This is a genomic window from Amycolatopsis azurea DSM 43854 (assembly GCF_001995215.1).
GTDB classification, from domain to species: domain Bacteria; phylum Actinomycetota; class Actinomycetes; order Mycobacteriales; family Pseudonocardiaceae; genus Amycolatopsis; species Amycolatopsis azurea.
In genome coordinates, this window is the sequence record NZ_MUXN01000045.1 from 13052 (window position 1) to 33012 (window position 19961).

At 68.9% G+C, this 19961-nt stretch carries 21 protein-coding genes; 12 read left to right on the forward strand and 9 right to left on the reverse strand.

Going from position 1 to position 19961, the window contains the following annotated elements:
* Nucleotides 1-204: 204 nt before the first annotated feature.
* The 5 genes from B0293_RS42370 to B0293_RS42390 all read left to right on the forward strand — a co-directional run bounded on the left by B0293_RS42370 (nucleotide 205) and on the right by B0293_RS42390 (nucleotide 5570).
* Nucleotides 205-1008, forward strand: a complete 804-nt coding sequence (locus B0293_RS42370; protein ID WP_005160638.1) for an LLM class flavin-dependent oxidoreductase — start codon at nucleotides 205-207, stop codon at nucleotides 1006-1008.
* 159 nt (nucleotides 1009-1167) lie between these two features.
* Complete coding sequence (locus B0293_RS42375; RefSeq protein ID WP_005160646.1) at nucleotides 1168-2142, forward strand: TerC/Alx family metal homeostasis membrane protein; 975 nt, start codon at nucleotides 1168-1170, stop codon at nucleotides 2140-2142.
* Between the two features lie 247 nt (nucleotides 2143-2389).
* The gene (locus B0293_RS42380) at nucleotides 2390-3616 is read left to right on the forward strand and encodes a PP2C family protein-serine/threonine phosphatase (RefSeq protein WP_005160650.1); all 1227 of its coding nucleotides are present in this window, start codon (nucleotides 2390-2392) and stop codon (nucleotides 3614-3616) included.
* Entirely contained in the window at nucleotides 3613-5136 is a 1524-nt protein-coding gene (locus B0293_RS42385; protein ID WP_005160652.1) for a sensor histidine kinase, read from the forward strand. Before B0293_RS42380 ends, B0293_RS42385 begins: the two co-directional genes overlap by 4 nt.
* The gene (locus B0293_RS42390; RefSeq protein ID WP_005160654.1) at nucleotides 5133-5570 is read left to right on the forward strand and encodes a response regulator; all 438 of its coding nucleotides are present in this window, start codon (nucleotides 5133-5135) and stop codon (nucleotides 5568-5570) included. The genes B0293_RS42385 and B0293_RS42390 overlap by 4 nt, the downstream gene beginning before the upstream one ends.
* Nucleotides 5571-5581: 11 nt before the next feature.
* Here B0293_RS42390 and B0293_RS42395 read toward each other — a convergent pair whose 3' ends face one another.
* Complete coding sequence (locus B0293_RS42395; RefSeq protein ID WP_005160656.1) at nucleotides 5582-5842, reverse strand: hypothetical protein; 261 nt, start codon at nucleotides 5840-5842, stop codon at nucleotides 5582-5584.
* Here B0293_RS42395 and B0293_RS42400 point away from each other — a divergent pair.
* The 3 genes from B0293_RS42400 to B0293_RS42410 all read left to right on the forward strand — a co-directional run bounded on the left by B0293_RS42400 (nucleotide 5841) and on the right by B0293_RS42410 (nucleotide 9043).
* Nucleotides 5841-6392, forward strand: a complete 552-nt coding sequence (locus B0293_RS42400; RefSeq protein WP_005160658.1) for a hypothetical protein — start codon at nucleotides 5841-5843, stop codon at nucleotides 6390-6392. The genes B0293_RS42395 and B0293_RS42400 overlap by 2 nt on opposite strands.
* Before the next feature lie 171 nt (nucleotides 6393-6563).
* Nucleotides 6564-7343, forward strand: a complete 780-nt coding sequence (locus B0293_RS42405) for a hypothetical protein (protein ID WP_052014509.1) — start codon at nucleotides 6564-6566, stop codon at nucleotides 7341-7343.
* On the forward strand, nucleotides 7340-9043 hold the full coding sequence (locus tag B0293_RS42410; protein WP_005160662.1) for a serine/threonine-protein kinase: 1704 nt from the start codon (nucleotides 7340-7342) through the stop codon (nucleotides 9041-9043). The genes B0293_RS42405 and B0293_RS42410 overlap by 4 nt, the downstream gene beginning before the upstream one ends.
* A gap of 42 nt (nucleotides 9044-9085) precedes the next feature.
* Here the strand turns inward: B0293_RS42410 and B0293_RS42415 are convergent, their stop codons facing one another.
* Nucleotides 9086-9904 carry a DUF2382 domain-containing protein gene (locus B0293_RS42415; protein WP_039918900.1) on the reverse strand — a complete coding sequence of 273 codons (819 nt, stop codon included), beginning with the start codon at nucleotides 9902-9904 and terminating at the stop codon, nucleotides 9086-9088.
* A 380-nt stretch (nucleotides 9905-10284) separates the two neighbouring features.
* Between B0293_RS42415 and B0293_RS42420 the strand changes: the two genes are divergently transcribed.
* Nucleotides 10285-11886, forward strand: coding sequence for an ABC-F family ATP-binding cassette domain-containing protein (locus B0293_RS42420; protein WP_039918901.1), 1602 nt, complete (start codon nucleotides 10285-10287; stop codon nucleotides 11884-11886).
* Nucleotide 11887: 1 nt separating this feature from the next.
* Here B0293_RS42420 and B0293_RS42425 read toward each other — a convergent pair whose 3' ends face one another.
* From B0293_RS42425 to B0293_RS42455, 7 genes are all read right to left on the reverse strand, one after another.
* Nucleotides 11888-12709, reverse strand: a complete 822-nt coding sequence (locus B0293_RS42425; protein ID WP_005160668.1) for a class I SAM-dependent methyltransferase — start codon at nucleotides 12707-12709, stop codon at nucleotides 11888-11890.
* Nucleotides 12710-12896: 187 nt separating this feature from the next.
* The gene (locus B0293_RS42430; RefSeq protein ID WP_005160670.1) at nucleotides 12897-13910 is read right to left on the reverse strand and encodes a YdcF family protein; all 1014 of its coding nucleotides are present in this window, start codon (nucleotides 13908-13910) and stop codon (nucleotides 12897-12899) included.
* A 167-nt stretch (nucleotides 13911-14077) separates the two neighbouring features.
* A complete protein-coding gene (locus B0293_RS42435; protein WP_039918902.1) occupies nucleotides 14078-14410 on the reverse strand; it encodes a hypothetical protein in 333 nt (110 codons plus the stop codon).
* 7 nt (nucleotides 14411-14417) lie between these two features.
* Nucleotides 14418-15623 carry a putative T7SS-secreted protein gene (locus B0293_RS42440; protein ID WP_005160672.1) on the reverse strand — a complete coding sequence of 402 codons (1206 nt, stop codon included), beginning with the start codon at nucleotides 15621-15623 and terminating at the stop codon, nucleotides 14418-14420.
* The gene (locus B0293_RS42445) at nucleotides 15623-15967 is read right to left on the reverse strand and encodes a hypothetical protein (protein WP_005160674.1); all 345 of its coding nucleotides are present in this window, start codon (nucleotides 15965-15967) and stop codon (nucleotides 15623-15625) included. Before B0293_RS42445 ends, B0293_RS42440 begins: the two co-directional genes overlap by 1 nt.
* A gap of 34 nt (nucleotides 15968-16001) precedes the next feature.
* Entirely contained in the window at nucleotides 16002-16397 is a 396-nt protein-coding gene (locus B0293_RS42450) for an SseB family protein (RefSeq protein ID WP_157376427.1), read from the reverse strand.
* Nucleotides 16398-16455: 58 nt separating this feature from the next.
* Nucleotides 16456-18075: an ABC-F family ATP-binding cassette domain-containing protein gene (locus B0293_RS42455; protein WP_039918903.1), complete on the reverse strand. Its 1620-nt coding sequence runs from the start codon at nucleotides 18073-18075 to the stop codon at nucleotides 16456-16458.
* 63 nt (nucleotides 18076-18138) lie between these two features.
* On the opposite strand from B0293_RS42455, the gene B0293_RS42460 reads away from it, so the two are divergent.
* The 3 genes from B0293_RS42460 (at nucleotide 18139) to B0293_RS42470 (ending at nucleotide 19949) form a co-directional block, all read left to right on the forward strand.
* The gene (locus B0293_RS42460; RefSeq protein WP_039918911.1) at nucleotides 18139-18495 is read left to right on the forward strand and encodes a DUF6412 domain-containing protein; all 357 of its coding nucleotides are present in this window, start codon (nucleotides 18139-18141) and stop codon (nucleotides 18493-18495) included.
* Between the two features lie 69 nt (nucleotides 18496-18564).
* Entirely contained in the window at nucleotides 18565-19386 is an 822-nt protein-coding gene (yidC, locus tag B0293_RS42465; RefSeq protein WP_005160680.1) for a membrane protein insertase YidC, read from the forward strand.
* Nucleotides 19383-19949, forward strand: a complete 567-nt coding sequence (locus tag B0293_RS42470) for a hypothetical protein (RefSeq protein WP_005160683.1) — start codon at nucleotides 19383-19385, stop codon at nucleotides 19947-19949. Before yidC ends, B0293_RS42470 begins: the two co-directional genes overlap by 4 nt.
* Nucleotides 19950-19961: the final 12 nt, after the last annotated feature.

A 19961-nucleotide genomic window follows, 5' to 3' on the forward strand; every position in this document is an offset into this window, starting at 1 on the left:
GTGGGCTACGGACGGTCGGCGTCGGTCCAGGGGGCGTAAGTGGCGATTCGGGTTACTGAGGGTAAGGCAAAGCTGACGTGCCACTGACTGTGTGGATTTGGTGCGTTGGACGCGCAGAAATCCACACCCTTCACTGTGAGTGACACCGCACGCTCGCCCGCGAAACGGCCACAACTGTCGGTGCGGCGTCGTACGGTCTCGGGCATGAATCTGCGCTCGGCACTCTGGCTGCCGATCTTCGACGAGTTGTCCGACCCGGTGATCATCGCGCGTCTGGCCGCGGAGGCCGAAGAGGCGGGCTGGCACGGCCTGTTCGTCTGGGACCACGTCCGCTGGGACGAGCCGGTGCGCGCCATCGCCGACCCGTGGATCACGCTCGCCGCCGTCGCCTCGGCCACGGAGAAGCTCGTCTTCGGCCCGATGGTCACGCCGCTGGCGCGACGGCGTCCGGTCAAGCTCGCCCGCGAGACGGCCACTTTGGACCGGTTGAGCGGCGGGAGGCTGATTCTCGGCGCCGGGCTCGGCAGTGACCGCTTCGGCGGGGAGTTCTCGAAGACCGGCGACGAACAGGACGACCGCAAACGCGGCGAGATGCTGGACGAGTCGCTGGAGATCCTCACCGCCGCCTGGTCCGGCGAGCCCGTGCGGCACCACGGCGAGCACTACACGGTCGACGACATCACCTTCCTGCCTCGTCCCGCGCATCCGGTTCCCGTATGGCTCGCGGGCTTCCCCGGGAAGGTGAAGCCGATGCGCCGGGCGGCGCGGTACGACGGCTTCTTTCCGGTGAACCTGCCTCACGCGGACGAGTTCGCGAAGACGGTCGAGACGATCACCGCGCTGCGCGAGGACGCCGAGAAGCCGTACGACTTCGCCATCGGCGTCCCCGCGGGCACGGATCTCGACCCGTACGCGAAGGCGGGGGCGACCTGGTGGATGGCCGAATTTCCGTGGGACGACCTGTCGGTCGACGCGGTCCGCGGCGTGCTCAGGGAGGGGCCCGCTTGACCCACTCTTTAATAACTCTTTACCGAGTGCGATACTGGTCCGACGAGGGGAGTACTTCCCAAGGGTCTGCCCGGTCAGTACGGACACTCCGCAAGTGTCCCCGGGAGGCCGCCCCGCAGGGGTGAAGGAGACCTCGAACTTCGAGTTCGAGGAGGCTCCATGTCCGGATCCGTGGGATCGCCGGGTTTGTGGGCGATCAGTATCGCCGTCCTGCTGGCCCTGCTGGTCGCAGATTTCGCCGTCACCCGCAAACCGCACGAGGTGTCGATGCGGGAGGCCGCCGGCTGGTCGGTCTTCTACCTCGCGCTCCCGGTGGTGTTCGGGCTCTGGTTGTGGCTCGAATTCGGCGGTGGCCAGGCCGTCGAGTTCATGACGGGGTTCGTCGTCGAGAAGTCCCTGTCGGTGGACAACCTGTTCGTCTTCATGCTGCTGCTCGCCGCCTTCGCGGTCCCGGCGGCCGTGCAGCAACGCGTGCTGCTGTACGGCATCGTGGGCGCGCTGGTGCTGCGCGGCGTCTTCATCGCGGCCGGGGCCGCGATGCTGTCGGCGGGCACCTGGGCGTTCCTCGTCTTCGGCCTGATCCTGTTCGCGTCGGCGGTCAAGATCCTGCGTGAGGCCCTGTCGAAGGACGACACCGAAAAGGACCTCTCCCAGTTGCGATCGGTCCGGTTCCTGCGACGGCTGATGCCGGTCACCGACGACTACCGCGGTACCCGGCTGACCGTGCGCGAACACGGGCGCCGCGCGCTCACCCCGCTGGCCGTCGTGGTCGTCGCGGTCTTCGCCACCGACGTGGTGTTCGCGGTCGATTCGGTGCCCGCCGTCTACGGCATCACCGAAGACCCGTACCTCGTGTTCGCCACCAACGCCTTCGCCTTGCTCGGCCTGCGCGCCCTGTACTTCGTGCTCCACTCCGCGCTGGCGAAGCTGATCCACCTGAACCACGGTCTCGCGATCATCCTCGCGTTCATCGGGGTGAAGCTGGTCCTGCACTGGGCACACGGGATCTGGCCCGCCGTGCCGCAGGTCCCGACGCCGATCTCGCTGGGCGTGATCATCGCCGTCCTCGTCGCGGTCTCGTTCACCAGCCTGTACGCGCGCCGTCGCGAAGCCGCCAGGACCGCACAGGAGTGAGCGATGATCACCGGACTCGTCGTCGGCTTCCTGATCGACCTCGCCGTGACCGCGCTCTTCCTCGGCGCGCTGCTCCTGGTCTTCGCGGCGATGCGGCCGCCCCGGCCGCCGCCGTGACCCGGACGGTGGCGTGTCGGGGTGTCCGAACCGGCGGCGTGTCCGGTACGACCGGTACTCTCCCGGTGGTTGAGAAGACAGCCGTCTTCTGTTCGCGCGCCGGTGAACCGGTGAGGAAAGGTGGCTGTCCGTGTCCAACGCCGTGCGTCACGGCGAGCAGTCCCCACCTCGTAGACCCTCACCTCAGCTGGATCGCCTGCACGTCCTGCTGATCGAGGACGACGACGGCGACGCGCTCCTGGTCGAGGAAATGCTCGCGGACGCGGCCGAGAGCCTCGAACGGGTCGTGCTCGACAGGGCGACGACACTCGAACAGGTCCTCGCGCGGCCGATCACGGCCGACTGCGTGCTCCTCGACCTCCAGCTGCCGGACGCGACCGGTCTGACGGGGCTGACCCGGCTGCGGCAGCACGCGCCGTCGACGGCGGTGATCGTCCTGACCGGCCGCGAGGACGAGGCGCTCGGGGTCTCCGCGCTCGGTGCCGGCGCGCAGGACTACCTGGTCAAACACCACGTCGACGGCCAGCTGCTGGCGCGGACCCTGCGCTATTCCTGGGAACGCAGCCGCGCCGAACGCGTCGAGCAGCAGCTGCTCCAGCATCAGTTGCTGGCCAGGGAGAACGCGCGCCTCGAACGCGGCCTGCTGCCGACACCGCTGGTCACCGATCCCCGGCTCGGGCTCGCGGTGCGGTACCGGCCCGGCCGGAACGGGGCGCTGCTGGGCGGCGACTTCTACGACGCCGTCGAACTCCCCGACGGCACCCTCCAGCTGGTCATCGGGGACGTCTGCGGGCACGGCCCGGACGAGGCGGCGCTCGGTGTCGCGCTGCGGATCGCGTGGCGTTCGGTGGTGCTCGCCGGACTGCCGATGGCGGAAACGCTGGCGATGGTGGAAAAGATGCTCCAGCACGAGGCGCTGGGCCCGCTGTTCGCCACCGTCTGCATGATCACCGTCGCCCCGGACCGCCGGTCGCTGCGGATGAGCCTGGCCGGTCATCCGCAGCCGCTGCTGGTCGACGACTCGGGTGGCAGGCTGCTGTCCAGGGAGAACCTCGGTCCGCCGCTGGGCGTCGCACCGGGCACCGGATGGCGGGAATTGACGGTGCCGATGGGGCCGCGATGGTCGCTGCTGCTGTACACCGACGGCCTGTTCGAAGGGCGCGTCGAGGGCAGCGGGGAACGGGTCGGGCTCGAACGGATGGCCGACGCCGCGCTGAGCAGCCTGACCACCGAGGGCGGTTCCGCCGCCGCGCTCGACCAGCTCATCAGCGAGATGGACGTCCTGCACGGCGGGCCGCTGGACGACGACGTCGCGCTGGCCCTGCTCACGTTCGATTCCGGGGAGCCGCCTCGATGAAGCCCGTCTGGTCGATCAGCCGCTGGGCCGCGTTGTCCGGGGTGATCGCCACCCTGCTGCTCGGCGGCGCGATCGTGGCCGGGTCGCTGGCCCTGACGAACCTCACCGATTCGCGCGCCAGGCTGCTGGACGTCACCGGGCCGCAGGTGCTGCAGTCCACCTCGCTCTCGACGGCGATGCTGAACCAGGAGACCGGCGTCCGCGGCTACATCCTGGCGGGGCGGCGCGAGTTCCTGGAGCCCTACCAGGACGGGTTGCAGGCGCAGGACGCCGCGGTCGCCCAATTGCGACGGCTCGGCGCCACCCCGGGTACCGCCATCGGCGACGACCTGGACCGCGTGCTCGGCGCCGCGGCGATCTGGCGCCGGACGGTCATCGAACCCGTGCTCGCCGGCGCTCCCGCCACCGGCGCGCAGGTGGACGCGAGCAAACCGCTCTTCGACGAGGTCCGCGGTTCGCTGAGCGTGCTGCAGAACCGCCTGGAGACGGAACGGCTGGACGCGCGGGAAGACCTGTCGTCCTCCGCCGACGTCCTGCGCGCGATGCTCATCGTGATCGCGGTCCTGCTCTGCGGCGCGCTGGCGCTGGTCTTCCTCGTCCTGCACCGGAAACTGATCAAGCCGATCCGGCGGCTGGCCACCGAGGTCCGCGACGTCGCCACGACCGACATCCACCGCGAGGTCCGCGGCTCGGGTCCCCAGGAGATGCGCGAACTGGCGTCCGATGTGGAATCGCTGCGGTCGCGGATCATCGCCGAGGTCACGGATCTGGAGCGGGCGCAGGAGACGATCGCCGTCCGGACCCGCGAGCTGGAGCGGTCGAACTCGGATCTGGAGCAGTTCGCCTACGTCGCCTCGCACGACCTGCAGGAGCCGCTGCGCAAGGTGGCCAGCTTCTGCCAGCTGCTCCAGAAGCGGTACCAGGGGAAACTGGACGAGCGCGGGGACCAGTACATCGGGTTCGCCGTCGACGGCGCGAAACGGATGCAGGCGCTGATCAACGATCTGCTCGCCTTCTCCCGCGTCGGACGCCGTCCGGGGGAGAACGTCCTGCTGGAGACCGGGGACCTGCTCGACACCGCGCTCGGCAATCTCGAAGACGCGGTCACCGAGTCCGGTGCCCGGGTCACGCACGGGGAACTTCCCGCGGTGCTGGGGGAGAAGTCCCTCCTGACGGCCGTCTTCCAGAACCTGGTCGGCAACGCGATCAAGTTCCGCGGGGAGGAGCCGCCGGAGATCGAGGTCTCCGCCGAACGCGACGGCGCGGACTGGCGATTCTCCGTCACCGACAACGGGATCGGCATCAGCGACGAGTACGCCGAGCGGATCTTCGTGATCTTCCAACGCCTGCACGGCCGCGGCGACTACCCGGGTACCGGGATCGGGCTGGCGCTGTGCCGCAAGATCGTCGAGCACCACGGCGGGAAGATCTGGCTGGACACCGGTGTCACGACCGGGACCCGGTTCCGCTTCACCCTGCCCGTAGCCCAGAACTCCAGCGAAGGAAACGAACGAGCATGAACGACTCCCTGGAACCGATCCACATCCTGCTGGTCGAGGACGACCCCGGCGACGTCCTCATGACGCAGGAGGCGTTCGAGCACCACAAGATCCGCAACACCCTTTCGGTCGTCTCCGACGGCGAGCAGGCTTTGCAGTTCCTGCGCCGCGAAGCGCCGTACGAGGACGCGGAACGGCCGGGGCTGATCCTGCTCGACCTGAACCTGCCCCGCAAGGACGGCCGCGAGGTGCTCAGCGAGGTCAAGGCGTCGCCGGAGCTGCGCAGCATCCCCGTCGTCGTGCTCACCACGTCCGAAGCCGAAGAGGACATCCTCCGCAGCTACGACCTCCACGCCAACGCCTACGTCACCAAACCGGTCGACTTCGACCGCTTCATCGACGTGGTGCGGCAGATCGACAACTTCTTCGTCACCGTGGTGAAGCTCCCCCGCTGACCCCGCCGGCCTCAGGGGAAGCGGATCGCGGTGATCCCGGCCAGCACGAAGAACACCAGCACCACGAGGGTTCCGCTGTGCCCGCCGGACGAGCTGGTCACGACCTGGTCGACGGTGCCGGTCAGCCGCACGCCGCAGTCCGCGACGACGGTGTGCCTGCCGGCCTCGATCCGCGTGAACTCGACGGCCGTGGTGAAGGCCCCGGTGCCGTCGGCGTAGGCGTGGCCGACTTTGTCACCGTTCGAAGTCAGGTTGACGGGCTCGCCGGGCATGCAGCCCTTGCCGGTCGCGGACAGTCTCTCGCCGGGATGCACGCTCGACCTGTCGAGGAGCAGATCGTTCGCCTTCGGCGGGGTGCTGCTCGTCGACGGGACGTCCGTCGACGGCGGGGGAGTGTCCGTTGTGGACGGTGGTGTCGTCGTGGACGGGGGCGTCGTGGTGACCGAGGTGGTCGGCGTGGTGGTCGTCCCCGGTCTGGTCGGGGTGGTCGGAGTGGTCACCGGGACGGTCGGCTTCGTCGTCGGAGGCACCTTCGTCGTCGGGGGCGCCGTGGTCACCGTCCCGGTCACGCTGTACACCGCGCTCCCGGTCAGCGGCAGGCCGGTCCGCGCGTTCGTGCAGGTGCCCGACACGGTGTGGCCACCGGGTGTCGCATTGCCCGGGACCGTCGCCCCCACCTGTCCACTCGGGGCGCTGACCGACGTGATGGCCGCGCCTTCCCAGGTGAAAGAAATCGGCCCTTTGCACGGGGAGAAATTCCAGGAAATGGTGAAGGAACTCCCGGCGGGCCCGCTCGAAGGTTTCAAACCAACCGTCGACTGATACGGGGACTGTTGCGCGTTTCCCGCTCCAGGAAGGGAAAGCAGGAACAACAAGCCGGTCACGGCGCCGAATATCAGGCGAACCACGATACGCATTGGGACGTCCCTCTCCGGTAAGTACTCGCTGTAGCATTCCGGACCAGTCGGCTGAGGAAAACAGGGGATGCGCAAAATGGGACGTGTCATCGCGGCAGGGGTTGCGTTGGGTCTGTGCGCTGTCCTCTTGGGCTCGCCACCGGCCACTGCGGACAGTGGCGGACTGGATCTCTCGGTCACCCTCGACGACCAGCCCATCACCAACGCCACGGTGATGATCGATCCGGCGAAGCAGATCGAACTGACCGTCACGGCGACCAACAGTGGCGGGACGTCGGTCAGGGTTCGCAGCGTGCGGGTGTCCGGCGTCGCGCTCGCCCTCACGTTCTTCGCCTACGACACCACGGCGCCGTTCGAGGTGCCCGCGCACAGCCGGGTCACCAGGACCTTCGTGCTGGACATGGCCGACCTCTCCGGCCAGGCGATCGGGCTGCTGCCGTCCACGGTGGAACTGCTGGACGCGCAGCGCGGCACGCTCGGCGAGGCGACCACGGTCGCCGACATCCGCGGGTCCTTCTGGTCCGTCTACGGCGGCTTCGGGCTCGCGATGCTCGTGCTCACGGTGCTGGCGTGGCTGACCGCGCTGCTCGCGCTCGCCCGCCATCGCCTGCCCGCCAACCGCTGGCGCCGCGGCCTGCGTTTCCTGCCCGCCGGATTCGGCACCGGGCTCGTCGCCGTCGTCTCGTTGTCGGTGCTGCGGCTCGTCCCGCCGGAACCGGCGATCGAGATCCCGGTGGTGCTCGGCGCCGCCGTCATCGCGTTCCTGCTCGGCTACCTGACACCGCATCCGGCGCCCGGGCCCGCCAGCGACGAGACGGTCCGCTTTTCCGACACCACCAGGGAATTCAACCGATGAGCGCACCCGCCGAGGTCGTCGCGGCGCTGCCGCAGTACGAGATCGGGGCCGCGATCGGCCAGGGCGGGATGGGGGTCGTCTTCGCGGGCGTCCACCGCTCGCTGCGTCGTGACGTCGCCATCAAACAGCTGCCGTGGGACGTGCTGAACCACGCCGTCAGCAGCGAACTGTTCGACCGCGAAGCGCGGGTGCTGGCCAGCCTCGACCACCCGCACATCGTGCCGGTGTACGACTACGTGCGCACCGGCCGCGAGCACCTGCTGGTGATGGAACGCCTCGACGGCGGCACCGTGCACAGCCGCTTCCAGAGCGGGGGAGTCAGCGCCGAGCAGGCCTGCGCGATCGGGCTGGCGATGCTCGCCGGGCTCCACGCGGCGCACGAAGCCGGCGTGCTGCACCTGGACGTCAAACCGAAGAACCTGCTTCTCACCACGCAAGGCGTGATGAAGGTGGCCGACTTCGGCATCGCGAAGGTGATCAGCGAGGGCGCCACTCTCGTCACGCACGGCGGCGAAGTCCTCGGCACACCCGCCTACATCGCGCCGGAGCAGGCGATGGGCAACGCGCTGAGCCCGGCGGCCGACGTCTACTCGGCGGGGACGGTGCTCTACGAACTGCTGTCCGGGAAGCTGCCGTTCGACAACACGCGGGGCGCGATCAGCATGATGCGCCAGCACATGTTCACCGATCCGCGTCCGATCGACGGCGTGCCCGCGCCGATCGCCGTGGTGATCATGCGCGGCCTCGCGCGCGAGCTCGACGCCCGGTACCGGGACGCGGAGACCTTCGCGGCCGATCTCGCCTCGGCCGCCACCGCCGTCTACGGGCAAGGCTGGCTGGAACGCTCCCGCGTCCCGGTCCGGCATCTCACCCCGCGGGTGATTTCCGCGCTCAGCACCCCGGCCGCCGTACCCGGTCCGACCGCGCCCGTCCCGGCCGGGGACGGTCCGACCCGACCGGTACGCCGCCCTGCCCCGGATCCGACGCTGTCGGCGACCCGCGCGGCGTTCGAACCCGAGCCCCGGGCCGATGGCGGTTCCGGGGCGGTGCTCTGGTTCCGGCTCGCCGCGGCGCTCGCCGCGATCGCGCTCGTGGTGCTGGTGCTGATCACCCCGGACAGGCTGTCGCACGAGGCCACGGCGCTGACGATCGACGGTGCCGCCGCCTCGTCGGCGACCGTGGACCTCAGCAAGACGTTCGCGGTGACCGGTCCGGGAAACCCGGGGCGGCTGACCTTCGACCTCGCGGCGGCGGGCATCCCGCTCGGTTCGGCCTCGGCGGTACCGAAGGCCGACGGCGACGGCTTCCGCGCCGACGTCCGGTTCCCCGGGCTCACCCGGTGGATCGTCGGGGGAGCCGTCACCGCGACGGTGACGACGGACGGCGTTCCCCAGTCCTTCACCGTCGTCACGCGGCAGCATCCGCTCGCCAGCGCGCTCGGCGCGGGCAGCCTGATCCTGGCGCTGTTCGCCTTGGCGTACCTGGAATCGGGGCTGCGGACGCTCCGCAACGGTCACCGCTGGCGGGGCGCGCTCGTCGGCGGGCCGGTGCTCGGCCTGCTGTTCGGCGCGACGGTGTGGCTGTGCGTCTCGGCGCTGCGAGTGCACGAGCCCGCTGTGCTGTTCGGCGTCGGCTGCTCGGTCGCGGGCGCGGTGGCCACGGGCTTCGTGGTCGCGGCCGCGCGCGTGCGTACGCGCTGAACCCGGGGGCGGCCCGTCACGCGAGCCGCCCCCGCTCCGGGGTCAGGACTTGCGGTGCTTGCCCTCGTCGTCCGTGACCTCGAATTGCTCCTTGCGGACCTTGCCGGAGACCGTCTGGTCCTCGGTGACGGTCTCGGTCTTGAGCCTCGCCCGTTCGACCGCGACGGTTTCCTTGCTCACCACAGGTTTCTCTGCGTGGAGCACGACTTCCTGCTCGTCCTCGGCGATCTCGGCCTTCCCGCCGGAGGCACCGGTGATCGGTTCCCGTTCGATGCGCACCTCCTCGTGGCTGACCGGCACGGTGACCTGCTGCTCCTCGGTGACGACGTACTTGCGCAGCCGAACGTGACCGGTCTCGACCTGCTCGGTGCCGACGTTCAGCCGTTCCTCGGAGCGCGTCATGGTGTGCTCGGTGTCCTGGCCGGACTTTCCGGTGCCCGCGTCCATCCCGGCCTTGCCGCGGCCGGTGTCGCCTCGGCCGGTGCCCTTGCCCTGGGTGCCTCGACCCTGCGCCCGGTCGTCCATCCGGCCGTCCGGCGACGTCCGCGGCATCGGCAGCCCGTAATGCCGGTACAGCCGTGCGCTTTCCTCTTGGGACAGGTGGCCGTCGGCCTCGATGCGGGGCGCTTCGGACACGGCGTCCTTGTCGACGCGGACGTGCACGCCGTCCTGGTCCGCGTGCGCGCCCGAGAGCGGGACGAAACTCTCCTTGGAACCGAACAGGCCCGTCTTGACCGTGATCCACTCCGGCTGATGCGTCGCGTCGGCGAGGTAGACGGTGCCGACCTTGCCGAGCTTCGTGCCGGTCGGGTCGACCACGGCACTGTCGATGAGTTCCTGCGGCTGCATGGTCTTCGCCATCGGTCCTGGCTCCTTTCGAACGATGCTGCTGAGAAGGCCACCGTCGGCCGGGCCGGTGATCATGGCAACCGTCGTGGTGCACCTGTGGGTGACCCCGGAAAGTGCGGGTTTGAGGACGTGCCCGCGGGTTAGGAGTGGCGTGTCTTCGCAGGTGGGAGTGGGTGCCCGTGGGGTGATCGGACCGCATGGGGGATGAAGCGAAGGTGTGGATCTTCCGCGCGCCGAAAATCAGCTGCGCGGAGGTCCGGCGTGTCCTAACCTCGTGATCGTGATGCAGCAACTGCTGTTCCTCTGAGGAACGACGCCTCCACCGGTACCGCGAGCCGCGGTACCGGAGTTCGTTCTTCCTGCTCATCACTTTCATCGGAGGCAGTTCCTTCATGTCATCCCCTCTTTCGCCCGCGCCTGTCCGCGCGGCGCACGTCCGCCTGTCCGGCGTCCACCTCTCCTTCGGGGGACGGCCCGTGCTTTCCGGGGTCGACCTCGTCGCCGCCGCTGGTGAACGCGTCGCCCTCGTCGGGGAGAACGGCCGCGGCAAGACCACCCTTCTCCGTGTGCTCGCCGGTGAGCTGGCCGCCGACCGGGGTGAGGTCCACCGCTCGGGTTCGGTCGGTGTCGCCGACCAGCAGATCCCGCTCGGTGCCACCGACACCGTCGGCGCGCTGATCGACCTCGAGCTGGCCGCCGTCCGCGCAGCACTGGCTCGATTGGAGGCCGCCACCGAGGCGCTGGGCGCCGGTCGTCCTGGCGCGGACGACTTCTTCGCCGCCGCGCTGGAGGAGGCCGAGGTCCTCGACGCGTGGGACGCCGACAGGCGGGTCGAGGTGTCACTGGCCGCCTTGAACGCCGTCGACGATCGTGACCGTCCACTCGGGACGCTGTCGGTCGGGCAACGCCACCGGGTGCGGCTGGCCTGTCTGCTCGGCGCCGGACATCCGGTCCTGCTGCTCGACGAGCCGACCAACCACCTCGACGCCGCCGGGCTCGAACACCTCACGGAGCGGCTGCGTGCCCATCCGGGAGTGGTCGTCCTGGTCAGCCACGACCGGGCGTTGCTCGCGGACGTGGCCACCACGGTGGTCGACCTCGATCCGTCGAGCGACGACCGGCCGCGCGTCTACGGCGGCGGTTACGCGGCCTACGTCGAGGGCCGGCGGGCCGAACGCGCTCGCTGGGAGGCGTCGCACGCCGAGCAGATCGCCGAGCGGCAACGGCTGGCCGACGACTTGAGCGCGGCGCGGAACCGGTTGCGCGACAACTGGCGGCCTCCCAAGGGCACCGGCAGGCATACCCGTGCCACCCGCGCGCCCGGGCTGGTCCGCGCGGTCCACCGGCGGCAGGAGGAACTGGCCGAGCACGTGGTCGCCGTCCCGCCGCCGCCCGCCCGGTTCGCCATGCCGGAACTGCCCGAACGTCGCGGCGCGACACTGCTCCGCGCCGCCGGGGTGACGGTGGCCGGACGGCTCACCCGACCGGCCGATCTGACGCTGGAAAGCGGTGACCGGCTGGTGATCACGGGACCCAACGGCGCGGGGAAGTCGACGCTGCTGACCGTGCTGGCCGGGGAAAGGGAGCCCGACACGGGTACGGTCACCCGCTCCCGGTCGGCGCGGATCGGGCGGCTGGCGCAGGAATCCGACCTGCCAGCCAGGCGGACGGCGATGGAGCTGTACGACGAGCAGCTCGCCAGGGCCGGGATTTCCGGGCCGGGGCTGGGCGAACTGGGTCTGCTCGCCGGCTACGACCGGCACCGGCCGGTGGCCGAACTCTCGGTCGGCGCCCGGCGCAGGCTGGATCTGGCGCTGGTGCTGGCTCGCCGTCCGCATGTGGTGCTGCTGGACGAGCCGACCAACCACCTGTCCGCCACCCTCGTCGACGAACTGACCGCCGCGCTCGGGGCGACACCTGCCGCGGTGGTGATCGCCACGCACGACCGGCAGTTGTCTCGGGACACGGAATCCTGGCCGCGGCTCGCGCTGTGAGTCAGGCTCGGTGGGCGAGGGTGTAGCGCACGGTCTGCGCCAGCACCACGCTCCCGTCGGGTTCGCGCAGCGGTTCCAGTTCCGCGAGCACGGCCTGGCGCACGGCGTCGAGGCGGTCTTCGGGGACCAGCTCCCAGAACATCCGCTGGCCCTGCGACCAGGACCAATCGATCCAGTGCCCGGGGTCGGCGAACTTCACCGGACAGACCCGTTCCTCGGACGTGACACCGGTGAAGCCCGCCGACTCCACGGCCTGGCCGAACCCCTCGACAGAGGAGAACAATCCGGCTCTGATCGCCAATGTCCAAGCCAATTCCGGCGGTACGAACGGTTTGAACACCTCGCGCACGGCCGCCCACCGCGGATCGTCGGCGCCGAACGTCGTCACCCCCAGCCGGCCGCCGGGCCTGAGGACGCGGTGCCACGACCGCAGGGCGGCGACCGGATCCGGCAGGAAGAAGACCACGAAGGACGCGAGGAGCACGTCGAAGGAGGCGTCGGGCAGTGTGGGTTCTTGGGCGTCCATAAGGGAAACCGAGGCGTTGGCTCCGCGGTCCTCGATGTCCTTCGCGGTGCGCTCGATCATCTCGGCGGACAGATCGATGCCCAGCACCGACCCGTCCGCGCCGACCAGTTCGGCCGCCGGGAACAGCACCGCGCCGCGTCCGCAGCCGACGTCCAGCACCCGCTCACCGGGGACGAGACCGGCCCGGTCGAGCAGTTCCCTGGCGAACACGCTGAAGAAGTCGACGCCGAGGGCGTCGTAGGTCTTCGCCGTCCGGTCGAACAGCAGCGCCATCGCCTGCCGGGTGTCGGTGGTCATGCGCAGGACGATGGCCCGGTGAAAACGGTGTTGTCAACGGGCTTCCGGGATTTGTCACGGCGCTCTGGGTGGTGGCAGCGGGAATTCGTGCCAGGGTGTCAAAGATGGCTGAAGGGGACTTTCCCCTCATCTCACGCGGTGAAGGGCGCTTTCGTCGCATCGCATGCGGGGAAAGTCCCCTTCAGCCTCACGAGAAGGCGCGGGAGACCTGGGAAAGCACGATGAGCCCGCAGATGACCAGGTTCTTGATCTTGTGGTCCACCAGGATCGCCACGAATTCGCGGATGGTGGCGCTCGGCCAGAAGTACCAGGCCGTCGGCGACCCGATCACCTGGCCGTTCACCTTGGCGCGGCGGGCGATGAGGGCGGCGCGGAGCACGTGGAAGTTGTTCGTGACCACCGTGCACCGGTAGTCCGCCTTCCGCTCCTTCATGATCTCGGCGCTGAAGGTCAGATTCTCGAACGTCGTCCGCGAACGGTCCTCCAGCAGGATCCGCTCCCTCGGCACGCCGTTCTCGACGAGGTAGCCGGCCATGGCGTGGGACTCCGGCAGGTCCTCGTCGGGCCCCTGCCCGCCCGAGGTGACCACCATCGGCTCCCGGCCGCGACGGGCCTCCGCGTCCACGACGCGTTTGGCCCGCTTCAGGCGGCCGGCCAGCAGCGGCGGCACCTTGTGGCCCTCCAGCAGTCCCGAGCCCAGCACCACGACGAAGTCCACGCCCTTCTCGGTGCGGATGCGGCCGTAGACGATCGAGTACAGCAGGAAGCAGACGAAGAGGAACGAGACGTAGACGAGGATTCCGTTGAGGCTGCCCCGGACGATGTCGAGCGGCTCCCAGGCCAGTTGCGTCACCGTCGCGTTGAACACGATCAGCGCGCAGATGCCGAGTCCCGTCAGCAGCGAAAGCACGTTGGCCAGACGGCGTCCTTCGCGGCGGAGCATGGTGATCCCGTTGCAGATCAGGAAGACCGTCAGCGCGAGGACCGTCGGGATGATCAGCAGGATCACGCCGACCGCGACGAAGCCCGCCGCCTTGGGCGACACCGAGGCGAGCAGCGCGATGAAGGTGATGCCGAGGAACAGGAGCGCGAAGAACAGGTAGAAACCGACCCGCAGCCGACGCCGGTCGCGAAGGAAACTCACCAGGAACGCCGCGCAGCACAAGGCGGCGATGGCGAAGGGGATTACGGCGGCCCTCACGGGATCTCCAGCTTCGAACGGGTTCGGCGTGGTCGCCGGTGGACGGGCACGCGTGCGTGCGGCATTGAAACACACTGCCGAGCCATCGCGGGCTCCCACGGTCGGCGTGTCGCTTTTCCTTACCCGGCAGTGGTTGCCCAGGGTCTGGCTAGTGACATTTCCGCTGGTCAGCGGACTGTGTGAAGCCATCCGAATTCGCCGGGGTCGGGGATATCGCCGCGCTTTTCGACATCTTCACGGATTCGCTCAAGCCACTCGCCGGGCGTGCCCTGCCACGCCTCGAAACCGGGATCATGCGCCGTGAGGTCGCCGATGCACACGTTCCGAGCGAACAGGTCCTTGAACATTCCTTCGGCAACGTCAGTGATCTGCCGCAAACTCGCCCCGGCGCCCAAAAGATTGCTTGCCGAAACAAATATGTAGTTAATGGGAACCCAGTCGCCTTGAGTGTACTCGGTAAAGTAGTCGAGTTCTTCCTGGTACTTCTCGTCTGTGTTCATTGGTGGCTCACTTTATGTGGAAACGTTTCATGTCAACGCCTGACACGCCGTTAATGTCAATGGTGGCACCCCCTGAGCCGCTGTATGTTCGGTAGACGACCTGCTGCTTGGGGTCAGTGCTGATCTCCCAGAATTCCACAGTTCCTTTCGGTGTTTCATAGACCTTGGTCGGTGCGCCGAGGTTGTCGTGGAAGTGTTGCCGGACTTGGTTGAGCTGCGCCTCGTCGATGAGGCGTACGCCTTTGCTGTCCTCCACCCCGAGCAGATTGCCACGGTTGTCCGTGATGCCCTGCTGAACCCTCTCAACCCGGGCTTCGGGTGTGCCGGCGGGGGTGCCGGGACGGTGTTCGGCCGGTGTGTCCGTGTCGTGGTGTTTCCGCCCGACCAAGTCTTTGAGGAGTTTTCCCGACCCGAGGCCCAGGAACAGGCCGCCGGTGATCTTGCCGAGGGCGCGGTCGCCGTGGCCGTTGGCCCAGTCGTCCCAGGCGGTGATGGCTTTGAAGGTCTCGACGGGGTGCATGACGTTGTGCGCCATCGCCGCCACCGTTCCGCCTGGGTCGGAGATCGCACCCCAGAGGGCTTCACCGGCGCCGGAGATCGAGTCCCAGATACCGCCGTAGAAGTTGGCGTCCGCTTGCTTGCGGGAGTCCTGCGGGGCCAGTGTCGCCTCGATCCGCAAGGCTGCCGTGCAGCGGTCGCCTGCTTCGGCCAACTGCTGGCGTGCCCGGTTCAGGATGTCGCGGGCCGCCTGCCGTTGTGCCTCGCCGGGGTCGGTGAACGCCGGTGGTTGGACGACGGTGGGATCTCCGCGCTCGGCGTTGGCCCGCGTTCGGGTCTGCGCGTCGGCTACCGCGCGGTCGTATACCTGTTTGGCCTGCTCGGTTGCGGTGTCCCCGTGCTGCCATTGGGTGATCGCTTCGCCGGCTTGGCCCTGTGCCCACGCCAAGGTGTCGGCGTAGGCGGTTAGGGCTTGAGCGGCGTTGTCGAGTGAGTCGTCTGCTTGCAGCCAGCGCGGGACTTCTGTCTGGTGGTCCTCGTGAAATCGGTCCGAGGCCGGGCCATGCCATCCGCCGGTATCGATCCGCTTCAACGCATCGCCGACCGCGCCCGCCGAGTTCGCCCGTGCGCCGAGGACTCGGGCGTTCTCGTAGATCGACGGCGGGTCACCGGGGATCAGCGCTTTCGGGTCGGTTGTCTGGCCCAGCTCCGCCATCAGCGGCCACCGATCCGGGGTGCTATGTCCGGTGTGATCGCGTCGATACCCGGATCGGTCTTCAACGCACCGGTGTTGTCGTGTTCGACCGCGCGGTATGCCTGGGCGGCCTTGCCGAGCAGGGTTCCGAGGTCGTTCGCACGGTCGGACAGCGCGTCGATCCCGACGCTCCAGCTGCCGCAGAATTCGGCCAGAGCCGCATGTACGCCGTCGTGGCCGTAGAGCGGTGGCTCGCCACACAGGCCACGCAGCTCGAAGCTCTCCTGATCGTGCACGATCTGGCTCATGTTCTTCGAGGCGCCTTCCAGTACCTCGATCTCGACGTGAAAGCCTGGACCATCCATCTTGGAGCCCCCTCCATTTCCAGCCTCCGCGTCGCTATCCGGTGATACCGGGACGCGGCGGCCGTTTCCCTGCTTGCGCCCATGTCCTCGCCACGACGTCCGGGGGCGCCATGCGCGACAAGATGGGGAATCGGTGGTCGTCATGGGGATCAACCATCAGACCGATTCCCGGCGGTACGAGTTCCAGCAGATCGGCTCCGGTCGTGGACAGGTAGTCACACTCTCCGGCGTGGCGGGCCAGGCGTTCCAACGTGGAGAACACCACCATCCATCGGCCGCGCTCGCCTAGATCTGTCACCCACAGTCCAGGCTGCTCGGGACGCTGCGCATACACGACGACACCGGCAAAGACGTCCGTCAGTTCACCCGGCCCCCGGGTGCCGTCCCGCACCTCCCGCGCGACGACTGCCAGCCTCGCCTCCGGAGTCACGGCAACCAGTGTACATATGAAAACGGAGCGTAACCGTGCGTCTGGCCACCTCGCCAGGTCAGCGCTGCCGCTGCACCGGCCGCTCGTCCCACACTGGTTCCGGGGTCTCCCGCACGTGGCCATCGGTGCCGAACACGAGGTACCGGTCGAACGAGCGCGCGAACCACCGGTCGTGCGTCACCGCGATCGTGGTGCCTTCGTATGCTTCCAAGGCCTGCTGGAGAGCTTCCGCCGAAGCGAGGTCGAGGTTGTCGGTCGGCTCGTCCAGCAGCAGGATGGTGGCGCCGCCGATCTCCAGCAGCAGGATCTGGAACCGCGCCTGCTGGCCGCCGGACAGCTTCTCGAACCGCTGGTCGCCTTGGCCGTCGAGTTCGTAGCGGCGCAGGATGTTCATCGCGGGCCCGCGGCCGCGCGCGTGCTCGGTCCACAGGATGTCGACGAGCGTGCGCCCGAGCAGTTCGGGATGGGCGTGTGTCTGCGCGAAGTGCCCCGGGACGACCCGGGCGCCGAGCTTCCACAGTCCGTCGTGCGCGACGTCCTCGCCGGCCAGCAGCCGCAGGAAATGCGATTTGCCGGAGCCGTTCGAGCCGAGCACCGCGACTCGTTCGCCGTAGAAGATCTCCAGGTCGAAGGGCTTCATCAGGCCGCGGAGTTCGAGCCCTTCGCAGGTGACGGCGCGGACGCCGGTCCGGCCGCCGCGCAGGCGCATGGTGATCTTCTGTTCGCGCGGGGGAGCGGCGGGCGCGCCCGCCTCCTCGAACTTGCGCAAGCGGGTCTGCGCGGCGTGATAGCGCGAAGCCATCTCGTCGCTGCGCGCGGCGTACTGACGCATGTCGGCGACGAGTTTCTTGAGCTGGGCGTGCTTTTCGTCCCAACGCCGGCGAAGCTCCTCGAAGCGTTCGAACCGCTCCGTGCGCGCCTCGTGGTAGGTGTCGAAGCCGCCGCCGTGCACCCAGACGTCGCCGCCGGCGGGCCCGGGTTCGACGCTGATGATCTTCTTCGCCGCCCGCGCGAGCAGTTCCCGGTCGTGCGAAACGAACAGCACGGTCTTCTGGGTCTCACGCAGCCGCTCTTCCAGCCACAGCTTGCCGGGGACGTCGAGATAGTTGTCCGGCTCGTCGAGCAGGAGGACACCCGAACCGCCGAGGAGCAGCGCCTCCAGGACCAGCCGCTTCTGCTCGCCGCCGGACAGGGTGCGCACTTCGCGCCAGCGCGCCTTCTCGTACGGCAGGTTGAGCGCCGCCGTCGTGCACTTGTCCCACATGACCTCGGCTTCGTAGCCGCGAGCGTCGCCCCAGTCGCCGAGCGCCTGGGCGTAGGCCATCTGGGCCGCTTCGTCGTCGCGCTCCATCATCGCGAGTTCGGTCTCGTCGACGGCGCGGGCCGCGGCGCGGAGCGCTTCCGGTGACACCGACACGAGCAGGTCCCGAACGGTCCGCTCATCGCGCACCGAGCCGACGAACTGGGGCATCACCCCGAGCCCGCCGCTGATGGTCACCGAGCCGCCGTCGGGGGCGAGTTCGCCCGAGATCAGCCGCAGCAAGGTCGTCTTGCCCGCCCCGTTGGCGCCGACGAGCGCGCAGACGTTGCCCTCGCCGACGCGGAACGAGACGTCGCCGAGCAGCAACCGCCCGTCGGGCAGGTAGTACTCGACGTGCGCGACTTCCACGTGACCCATTTCGCCAGACTGCCCGCGACCACGGAAATCACGCAACGCAATATTTCCGGTAGTCTCAGTGACGTGGAGCGAACCTACTTCGGCGTGCGGCTCAAGCTGATGCTTGCGCTGTTCCTGCCCGAGTTGTTCGTCGTGCTCCCGGTCGTCGGCGGGGTCAACCCGCTGAGCCTGGTCACCGCGCTGACGGCGTCGGTCGCGGTCGCCAACCCGCTCGGCCTGGCCGCCGCCCTGACGGCGTCCCTCGCCGTCGTCCTGCTCGCGCTCGCGGCGCATTTCGGCCCGGAACCGGCAGCCGCCGCGATGAAGGTGCGGGTCATCAAGCTGCGCGAACGCGCGCAGCTGTTCTTGAGCCTCCGCGACCCCGACGCGCGCGGTCGCGTCCGGCCACGGGCTCCGTCACTGGGCATCGCGGCTGCCTGACCTCTCTTCGTCCGAAGGTGAGGCAGTCACTCCTGCCCACGCACCTTCAACCGACGGAGTGACCCGTTCATGTTCGATGTCTTCCTGTACCCCGTTTCCGCCATTCTCTGGTTCTGGCACAAGGTTTTCGGTGTCGTCGCGAGTCCCGACTCGGGCGTTGCCTGGGTGCTGTCCATCGTGTTCCTCGTCTTCACCCTGCGCCTTCTGCTGGTCAAACCCGCTCTGGGCGCACTGCGCGCGGGCCGTCGCATGCAGGCGCTCGCCCCGCAGATGCGCAAGATCCAGGAGAAGTACGGCAAGGACCGTCGCCGGATGGCGGAGGAGATCCAGAAGCTGCACGCCGAAAGCGGCTCCAGTCCGCTGGGCGGCTGCCTCCCGGCGCTGATCCAGCTGCCGGTGTTCCTTTCGCTGTACTGGGTCTTGCGTGATTTCACGCCGGGAGCCCAGTCGAACCGCGTCTTCGACCACGCCGGGGTGGAGTCGTTCCTGAACGCCGACCTGTTCGGCGCGAAGCTCGGCAACTGGCTTTCGCAGCCGTCGGCGGAGCTGGCCGCGTTCGGCACGGACCATGTCCACATGATCGCGGTCGGGGTGCCGCTGATGCTGATCGCCGGCCTGGCCACGTTCTTCTCGATCCGCTCGGGCCTCAACCGGCAGACCTCGGCCGCCCCGCAGGCCGCGGGCATCACCAAACTGATGATGTACCTGGCGCCGCTCGGCATGCTGGTCTCGGGTTCGTTCTTCCCGGTGCCGATCGGCGTGCTGCTGTACTTCCTGGCCACCAACGTGTGGACGCTGGGGCAGCAGCATTTCCTCACCAAGGTCGTCGACAGGGAAGAGGAGACACGCCGGGGACCGGTCCCGCCGGATGGCTCTACCCTCGCCGCATGATCAACCGGACAGCGGCGCGCCTCGGGGTGACCGCGGCCGTCGCCGGACTCGTCCTCGCGGGGTGCGGTTCGACCCCATCGGAGCCCGCGCCGTCCTCGGCGCCACCGCCACCGTCCCCGACCGGCCCGGATCCGGCGCTGGTCTCCTGGGCGGGAGGGTATTGCGGCGCCGTCAAGGACATGCGGTTGATCGTCTACAGTCTGGCCAGGAGCTTCGACATCACCACCGAGGCGGACCTGCCGAAGGCGTCGGCGTCGCTGGAGAAGCTGGACACCGCGCTCGTCGCGGCGATCGGCGGGCTCGAGAAACTGCCGCAGGTCGCGCCGCCCGCGCAGGAGGCCAACACGCTCGCGTCCGGTGAGCTGGCCTTCTACCGGAAGCTGCACGGGAAGGTGACCGAGTACCGTGCTCTGCTGCCCAGGGGCGGCGTCGAGTACGCGAAGGCCGCTCTCAACCTGAGCGGGGCCGACCTGGTCACGCACACGCCGTCGGTCGAGACCGGCAAGGTGCCCGGGCTCGACCAGGCCATGAAGGCGGACAAGGCGTGCGAGCTGGTGGGCTAGATCACCGATATC